A 7,205-nucleotide genomic window follows, 5' to 3' on the forward strand; every position below is an offset into this window, starting at 1 on the left:
GGCGCTCGGGGACCACGTCCACCCTCTCAAACCCCGTCCGGCTTGAACACGTACCCCAGCCCCCGCACCGTCTGGATGTAGCGCGGCTCGCCGGGGACCGGCTCGATCTTCTTGCGGATGCGGTTGATGCGCACGTCGATGGCGCGGTCGAGGGCGTCGGGGTCGCGGGCGTCGGCGAGGGCGAGCAGGCGCTCGCGGGAGAGGATGCGGCGGGGATTGTCGGCGAAGGCTTTCAGGAGGTCGAACTCGGAGCGCGAGAGCACCTGCTCGGTGCCGTCCTCGTCGCGCAGGCAATGGGCCTCCACGTCGAGCCACTTGGTGCCGAAGCGGATGCCCGTGGCCTTGGCGGCGGGAGCGGGCTCGGCGGGGCCGGGGGCGGCGGCGCGGCGCAGGATCGAGCGGATGCGGGCGAGAAGCTCGCGCAATTCGCAGGGTTTCGGCACGTAGTCGTCGGCGCCGAGCTCCAGGCCGACGATGCGGTCGATGGGGCTTGCCGTGGCGGTGAGCATGATCACGGGCACGCGGCTCTTCGCCCGCAGGTCGCGGATCACCGAGAGGCCGTCCTCCTCGGGCATGTTGAGGTCGAGGACAATGAGGTCGGGCGTGCCCTCTGCGGCGATGGTGCGCCGGAGCGCCCCGCCCCCGTCGCAGAGCGACACCTGGAAGCCGTGCATGCGCAGGTAGTCGCCAACCATCTCCCGCGCGGCGGCCTCGTCGTCCACGACGACGATGTGCTGGCTGGCGCTCATGCGGTCCTCCCGTCGGGCTCCCAGGGCAGCAGCAGCGAGAACGTCGCCCCCCGCCCGATCCCATCGCTCGTGGCGGCGACCCGGCCGCCATGGAGCTCCACGATGCGCTTCACGATGAACAGCCCCAACCCCGTGGAGCTCTCGCCCCCCGTGGGCTTCGCCGACAGGCGCTGGAAGCGGCCGAACAGGCGGTCCATGTCCTCCGGCGACAGGCCGGGCCCCCGGTCGCGCACCGACACCTCCACCTCGTGCTCCCGCGGGATGACGGAGACCGCGATGGGGCTGCCGGGCGGGCTGTACTTCACGGCGTTGGAGACGAGGTTGTCCACCGCCTCCCGCAGGCGGTCGGGGTCGCCCGTCACCACGAGGTGGGCGGGGGTCTCGCAGGCGAGCGCCTGGTCCTTGCGGGCGGCGAGCGCCTCGTTCCCGTCCGCCACCTCCCGCACCAGGGCCGCGAGGTCGAAGGCGTCGTGGCGGATGGTGATGTCGAGGGCGTCGTTCATCGCGTCGCGGATGAGGCTGTTCACCATCTCGGTGAGCCGGGTCGCGGAATCGCGGATGTGGCCGATCTGGGCCCGCATGGGCTCGACGAGGGGCGGGTCGTTGGCGGCGAGCTCGTTGAGGATCTCGGTGCGCCCGAGGATCACGCCCAGCGGGTTCTTGAGATCGTGGGCCACCGTGCCGAGGATCTCGCTCTTCAGGCGGTTCGCCCGGCGCAGCTCGCCCGATTGCGCGGCCAGCCGATGGTTGGTCTTGGTGAGCTCCGCCGTCCGCTCGCGCACCCGCTCCTCCAGCCGCGCATTGGCCTCCTGGAGCTGGTCGTAGAGGATCACGTTGTCGAAGGCGACCGAGAGGCGGCTGGACAGGAGCTCGACGAGGGCGCGGTCGGTGTCGGAGAGCTGCTTGTCCGCGTCGAGGAGCACCACCACCTCCCGCCCGCTCCCGGTCTCGATGTAGAGGAGCGAGCGCCGGTCGAAGAACGCGTTGCAGCGCCGCTCGAAGGCGCCGTGGACGAGGTCCGCGAGCGTGCCGTCGAAGGCGGAGCCCGGGTCGCAGCCCACGAGCTCCCGGTAGCAGCCCGAGCCCGCCAGGACCGCGATGCCGCCCGCCCCCTTCGCCCCGTCGCGCAGCAGCAGGATGCCGGCGCATTCCACGTCGAGGAGCGAGGCCATCTGGGTGAGGACGCCCTCGGCGAGCCGCTGCATGGAGCGGAAGTCGAAGAGCTTCGGGGCCGCGTCGATGATGATCTCCAGGCCCCGCCGGGTCTCCTCCAGGCGCTTGAGCTGCTGGTAGCTGCGCAAGGCCGCGGTGAGCGAGGTGAAGAGCTTGTCGGCGGTGAGCTCGGTCTTCGCCTTGTAGTCGTTGATGTCGTAGGCGACGATCACGCGCCGCTCGGGCGCCTGGCCCGGCTGGCCCGTGCGCAGGATGATGCGCACCGTCTCGTCCTTGAGATCGCGGCGCACATGGTCGACGAAGTCGAGGCCGGCGCTGTCGCTCTCCATCACCACGTCGAGGAGGATCACGGCGATGTCCCGGCGGGATTTCAGCAGGCGCCGCCCCTCCTCGGCCGAGTAGGCGGAGAGGATCTCCAGGCCCTGGTCGTGGAGCACGTAGTCGGCGAGCGCGAAGCGGGTGCCCTGGTGGACGGCCGGGTCGTCGTCGATGATCGCGATCACCCACGGGGCGTGGGGGAGGGCGGGCGAGGGCTCCTCCGAGTCGTCGATGATGTCGAGAACGTCGTCGTCTTGGGCCATCAGGCGTGGTTCCGGATCGGCTCGTCCTCGGCGGCCGGGGCTCCGGGCGCGACGAGGGGCAGCGTGAGGGTGAAGCGGGTGCCGTGGCCGGGGCTCGATTCGGCGGTGATACGCCCGCCGAGCCGGAAGGTCACGAGATTGTGGACGATGTGGAGGCCCAGCCCCGTGCCGCCCGCGCCGCGCTTCGTGGTGAAGAACGGCTCGAAGATCTGGCGCAGCACGTCCGCCCCCATGCCGACCCCGTCGTCGGCGACGTGGAGCGCGACGCCCGCCTCGCCCGCGCGCTCGGCGCCGATCCGGACAACGCCGGTGCGCCCCGCCGGATAGGCGTGGGCCACGCAGTTGAGGACGAGGTTGGTGAGCACCTGGCCGTAGGGGCCGGGATAGGACTCAAGCGCGATGCCGTCGGGGATGGCGACCTCCAGGCCGAGCCCCGTCTTGCGCAGGCCCGGCAGCAGGCTCGCGGCGATCTGGCGGGTGGTCTCGGCGAGGTCGAAGCCGCGCCGGTCGGCATGGGTGCGGTCGACGGCCACCTGCTTGAAGGCCTGGACCAGCTCGCCCGCCCGGTGGAGGTTCGCCACGAGCTGGTTCGCCGCGTCGCGGTTGTCCGCGATGAAGGCGGCAAGCTGCGAGCGGCGCAAGGGGCCGGCCTCGAGGGCCGTCTCCATGGCGTCGCAGCGGCGCGCGAGGCTCGAGGCGACGGTGAGGCTGATCCCCACCGGATTGTTCACCTCGTGGGCGACGCCCGCCACGAGCGCCCCGAGCGCCGCGAACTTCTCGGCATTGACGAGGGTGGCCTGGGTCTCGCGCAGGGCCACGAGGGTGGCCTCGGCCCGCTCCTTGGCGGCGCGCAGCTCGGCCTCCGCCTGGCGCCGGGCGATGGCGTTCTCCTGGAACACGTTCACGGCGCGGGCCATGTCGCCGATCTCGTCGCGGGCATCGAGGCCCGCCACCGTGCGCTGGCGCTCGGCCACGATGTCGCCCATGGCGGTCTTGAGCGCCTCCAGGGGGCCGCTGATGCTGCGTGCCGCGCCGATGCCCACGAGGATGCTCGCCAGGAGGAAGAGCCCGCCCGCCAGCGCGATGCGCAGGTACACGGCGCTGAGCGCCGCGTCGAAGCGCGCCTGCGCGGCCTCCTCGGCCCGGCGCGTGGCGGCGGAGAGCCGGTCGATGGCGCCGGCCAGGCTCGCCTGGCTCTCGTCGACGGCGGTGCGCAGGAGCTCGTTTTGCACCGTGAACGCGGTGGCGAGATCCGTGAAGCCCGCCAGAAGCGCTCCGGCGCGGGCGTGCAACGCCCGCAGGGCGTCGCGCTGGAGGTCGTTCTCCGCGAGGTCCACCATGTAGGGGGCCGTGCGCTCGATGGTGCTGAGGCTCTCGCGGGTGTCGTGCGCGGCCCGGACGTCCTGGGAGAGGTAGAACGAGTTCACGGCCACGATGGCGGTCGAGAAGGCGTCGCGCGAGCGGGTGAGAGCGGGCCAGATGAGGGAGCTGTCCCGGGGCGTCGCCCCCTCGATGAGGGTGTAGAGGCCCGTCATCTCGCGGGCGGAGGCCAGCACGCGGGTCTCGTAGGCCGAGACGATGTTGGCCCGCGCGGTCTTGAGCTCCTCGAAGCCCGCCGAGAGGCGCTGCACCGCCGCCGGCAGCTCGCCCGCCTCCACGGCTGCCGCCCCCACCGCGTCGAGGCGCTGCATGAGGCCGGCGCGGCGGCGATCGATCTCCTGGAGCACGGGCTCGGTGGGCTGGGTGAAATAGCGGTGGATGAGGCTTTGCAGCCGCTCCGCGTCGCTGCCCACCGAGACGAGGAGCCGGTCGGTGTTGCGGGCCCGAACGAGATCGCCCCAGGCGGCGCCGAGCCCGTCGGCGGCCCGCACCACGAGGAAGGCGAGGACGAGGACGCCGATGGTGTTCACCACGGCCACCGCGAGGATGCGCCAACGGATCGGCACGGAGCGCAGGCGCGAGGCGCGCTCGCCCTTGCGGGCGCGGGCCGAGGCGTCGAGAGCCGCGATGGTCATGGGCGGGCCCGCGGGCGGCACCGGCCGGCGGGGGCGCGGCGCGGGCGGGACGGGAGGACGCAGGTTCCCTGGACGGACATCGGCTCTTTTGGCGGCGCGGGGCTGCGGTGACGCCCGACCCTAATCGGTTTGGGGCGCGGGCGCGAGGGGGGACGCGCGCCCCGCAACGCCTTGCCGCTCAAGGAAAGAAGCCTGGCAATTGGGCATGCCGCAGCGTGAATCCGCCTTCAACCAGCGGCGTTTTTCGCTAAAATGGCTCTGTCCGTCCGGGAGGTAGGGGACATCCCGGTGAACGGAAGGGGCATGCCGATGAGAGGGGACGAGGAGGGGGCCGAGCATCCGGCGCGTCCGCCGTCGCGCCGCGGCGTGCTCGCGGGCGGGGCCGCCTTCGCGGCCGCGGGGCTGCTGGCGCGCCCGGCGCGGGCCGCCGTGCGGCTTCGCCTCGCCCACGGCCTGCCCCGGGCCCATCCGGTCCACCGGGCGATGCTGCACTTCGCCGACCTCGTCTCCGAGCGCAGCGGCGGCGAGATCACCGTCACGCTCTATGCCGACGGCGTGCTCGGCGAGGAGCCGACCCTCCTCGACCAGGTGCGGACCGGCACCCTCGACATGACCAAGGCGAGCGCGAGCGTGCTCGACGTGGTGAGCCCCCTCTACCGGCTCTTCGACATCCCCTTCCTGCTGCGGGACAAGGAGCACTGGCGCAAGGTGGTCTCGGGCGCGCCCGGCGAGCGCATCCTCCAGGCGCCGGGGCCCTCAGGGATGACGGGCCTGTGCTTCTACGACGCGGGGGCGCGCAGCTTCTACGGCCGGCGGCCGATCGCCCGGCCGGAGGACCTGGCCGGCCTCAAGATCCGCGTCCAGCCCTCGCCCACCATGGTGCGCATGGTGCAGACGCTGGGCGCCGAGGCGGTGCCGCTGCCCTGGGGCGTGGTCTACACGGCGCTGCAGACGGGGCTCATCGACGGGGCGGAGAACAACCTCACGGCCCTGATCTACGGCCGCCACGCGGAGGTGACCCGCCATTACGCCTATACCGAGCACACCATGGTGCCCGACGTGCTGCTCATCGGCGCCCGCACCTGGGCCGCGCTGCGCCCCCCCTTGCGGGACATCGTGCGCGCGGCCGCCGCCGAATCGGCCATGCTGCAATCGGCCCTGTGGGCCAACGCCGAGGAGGCGAGCCGGGCGGGCGCCGAGCGCCTGGGCGTGGTCTTCAGCTACCCGGACAAGGCCCCCTTCATCGCGCGCCTCTCGGCCATGCGCCGCGAGTTCATGACCGACCCGACGCTCGCGCCACTGATCGCGCAGGTGGAGGGGGCTTGAGGGGGCGTCTCTCCCGGCTTTCTTCTCCCATGGGGAGAGGGGCCGGGGGTGAGGGGGTACCACGGAGGTCCAGAGATTTCCCACCCCCTCATGCCGAGGAGCGCTCGAAGAGCGCATCTCGAAGCACGCACCACGNNGGGCACCTCAGGACGACGTTGGAGGGTGGGTCTCGCCCCGCCGCGCCCGAAAACTCTCCGCGTCCTCCACCCCCCGCGCGTTGTTGCAGGCCGCGCAGGCGAGCACGAGGTTCTCGGCGCGGGTCGGGCCGCCCTGGGAGCGGGGGATGACGTGGTCGAGGGTGGCGAGGTTCGGGGTGCGGTGGAGACCCGGGCCGCGGCGCACGACCGCGACGCCGCAATAGACGCATCGCCCGCCGTCGCGGGCGTGGATCGCGGCGAAGAGCGCCTCGGCGCGGGCCTGCTTCACGGCGCCGTCACGAATCCATCTTCAAGGCGGCGATGAACGCCTCCTGCGGGATCTCCACGCGGCCGAACTGGCGCATGCGCTTCTTGCCCTCCTTCTGCTTGTCGAGGAGCTTGCGCTTGCGCGACGCGTCGCCGCCGTAGCACTTGGCGGTCACGTCCTTGCGCAGGGCCCGGATGGTCTCGCGGGCGATGATCTTGCCGCCGATCGCGGCCTGGACCGGGATCTGGAACAGGTGCGGCGGGATCAGCTCCTTGAGCTTCTCGCACATGGCCCGGCCGCGCCCCTCCGCGCGGGTGCGGTGGACGAGCATGGACAGCGCGTCGACGGGCTCGGCGTTGACGAGGATCGACATCTTCACGAGGTCGCCCTCGCGATAGTCCGTGATGGCGTAGTCGAAGGAGGCGTAGCCCTTCGAGATCGACTTCAGCCGGTCGTAGAAGTCGAAGACCACCTCGTTGAGGGGCAGGTCGTAGACCACCATGGCGCGCTTGCCGACATAGTTGAGGTCGATCTGCACGCCGCGCCGCTCCTGGCACAGCTTCAGCACCGAGCCGAGATAGTCGTCGGGGGTGAGGATCGTGGCGCGGATCCAGGGCTCGTCGATGGACTCGATCTTCATCACGTCCGGCATGTCGGCCGGGTTGTGCAGCTCCATGATCGAGCCGTCGGTGAGCTTGAGGTGGTAGACCACGCTCGGCGCCGTGGAGATGAGGTCCAGGTTGAACTCGCGCTCCAGCCGCTCCTGGATGATCTCCAGGTGGAGGAGGCCGAGGAACCCGCAGCGGAAGCCGAAGCCGAGCGCCGCGGAGGTCTCCATCTCGTAGGAGAAGCTCGCGTCGTTGAGGCGGAGCCGGCCCATGGCGGCGCGCAGGGTCTCGAAGTCGGCGGCGTCCACGGGGAAGAGGCCGCAGAACACCACGGGCTGCACGGGCTTG

The 7,205-nt window shown here is 71.8% G+C and carries 6 protein-coding genes; 1 reads left to right on the top strand and 5 read right to left on the bottom strand.

What is annotated here, in order from left to right:
• Positions 1-26: 26 nt before the first annotated feature.
• The 3 genes from F0L46_RS24415 to F0L46_RS24425 are packed head-to-tail and all read right to left on the bottom strand — an operon-like array spanning position 27 to position 4,518.
• Positions 27-749, bottom strand: a complete 723-nt coding sequence (locus tag F0L46_RS24415) for a response regulator (RefSeq protein WP_149822230.1) — start codon at positions 747-749, stop codon at positions 27-29.
• Complete coding sequence (locus F0L46_RS24420; RefSeq protein WP_149822231.1) at positions 746-2,503, bottom strand: ATP-binding response regulator; 1,758 nt, start codon at positions 2,501-2,503, stop codon at positions 746-748. The genes F0L46_RS24415 and F0L46_RS24420 overlap by 4 nt, the downstream gene beginning before the upstream one ends.
• The gene (locus tag F0L46_RS24425; protein WP_149822232.1) at positions 2,503-4,518 is read right to left on the bottom strand and encodes a sensor histidine kinase; all 2,016 of its coding nucleotides are present in this window, start codon (positions 4,516-4,518) and stop codon (positions 2,503-2,505) included. Before F0L46_RS24425 ends, F0L46_RS24420 begins: the two co-directional genes overlap by 1 nt.
• Before the next feature lie 309 nt (positions 4,519-4,827).
• On the opposite strand from F0L46_RS24425, the gene F0L46_RS24430 reads away from it, so the two are divergent.
• Positions 4,828-5,844 (top strand): TRAP transporter substrate-binding protein, encoded by a 1,017-nt coding sequence (locus F0L46_RS24430; protein WP_210247684.1) that lies wholly within the window; start codon positions 4,828-4,830, stop codon positions 5,842-5,844.
• A gap of 144 nt (positions 5,845-5,988) precedes the next feature.
• Here F0L46_RS24430 and F0L46_RS24435 read toward each other — a convergent pair whose 3' ends face one another.
• Positions 5,989-6,270, bottom strand: a complete 282-nt coding sequence (locus F0L46_RS24435; protein WP_210247685.1) for an HNH endonuclease — start codon at positions 6,268-6,270, stop codon at positions 5,989-5,991.
• A 7-nt stretch (positions 6,271-6,277) separates the two neighbouring features.
• Positions 6,278-7,205, bottom strand: a 928-nt coding sequence (locus tag F0L46_RS26980) for an elongation factor 4 family protein (RefSeq protein ID WP_497850340.1), incomplete at its 5' end; no start/stop codon positions are given.

It is taken from the genome of Salinarimonas soli (assembly GCF_008386575.1).
Lineage (GTDB): Bacteria > Pseudomonadota > Alphaproteobacteria > Rhizobiales > Beijerinckiaceae > Salinarimonas_A > Salinarimonas_A soli.

Excerpts from the sequence above, each read along its gene's own strand:
- F0L46_RS24430 (WP_210247684.1), top strand. The coding sequence starts at position 4,828 with ATGAGAGGGGACGAGGAGGGGGCCGAGCATCCGGCGCGTCCGCCGTCG.
- F0L46_RS24415 (WP_149822230.1), bottom strand. The coding sequence starts at position 749 with ATGAGCGCCAGCCAGCACATCGTCGTCGTGGACGACGAGGCCGCCGCG.
- F0L46_RS24425 (WP_149822232.1), bottom strand. The coding sequence starts at position 4,518 with ATGACCATCGCGGCTCTCGACGCCTCGGCCCGCGCCCGCAAGGGCGAG.
- F0L46_RS24420 (WP_149822231.1), bottom strand. The coding sequence starts at position 2,503 with ATGGCCCAAGACGACGACGTTCTCGACATCATCGACGACTCGGAGGAG.